Annotated in this window: 2 protein-coding genes; both read left to right on the top strand. The window is 63.3% G+C overall.

What is annotated here, in order from left to right; translation table 11 throughout:
- The coding region (locus P0645_RS19285) for a hypothetical protein (protein ID WP_284166179.1) at positions 1 to 189 on the top strand (189 nt) is incomplete at its 5' end.
- Between the two features lie 36 nt (positions 190 to 225).
- Positions 226 to 566 (top strand): polymorphic toxin-type HINT domain-containing protein (locus P0645_RS19280; RefSeq protein ID WP_284166178.1); only part of this gene is annotated, 341 nt, incomplete at its 3' end.

Raw genomic sequence — 566 nt, 5'->3', positions numbered from 1 at the left:
GCTCGCGAAGAAAGTGGCGAACTGATCGCGACGTGCGGTTGTGAGGTTGCTGAAGCCCATGCTATCGGTTGTGGGCACTTGATGGTGGCGCTGCTAGAGATTCTAGATCAAGAGATTCCCGAGCCAATGAGCCATTTTGAAAGGGAATCTAAATCAAAGCCATGGAAAAAGGGATACTTGGGCAGCTAATAGGTTTGTAGCCCAAGTCAGTGCTGGCTACCAACCGTGAGTGTTCTGACGGGCAAGGTCCGGATCGAGGACCTGCGCGAGGGCGATCTTGTGATCGCGCGGAACGAGGAGACGGGGGAGGTCGGGCCCTATCCCGTGGCCGCGATCATGGGGCGTCAGGCGACGGATCTGGTCTGGCTGGGGCTGGAGGCGTCGGGGCAGAGCTCCCGGCTCGGCGTGACGGCGGAGCATCCGCTCTATGTCGAGGGGCGCGGCTGGGTGCAGGCGGGGGAGCTGGCCCCCGGCGACCGGATCGTGGACGCGGACGGCGGGGTGATCACCGTCGTCTCGGCGGAGCTGGACGACCGGCCGACGCTGGTGCACAATCTCGAGGTCGC

The sequence above is a fragment of the Frigidibacter sp. SD6-1 genome (genome assembly GCF_030143255.1).
Classification (GTDB): Bacteria; Pseudomonadota; Alphaproteobacteria; order Rhodobacterales; family Rhodobacteraceae; genus TMP-24.
The sequence above is the reverse complement of the archived record's forward strand: the minus strand, read 5'-3'. Positions and strand labels throughout refer to the sequence as shown.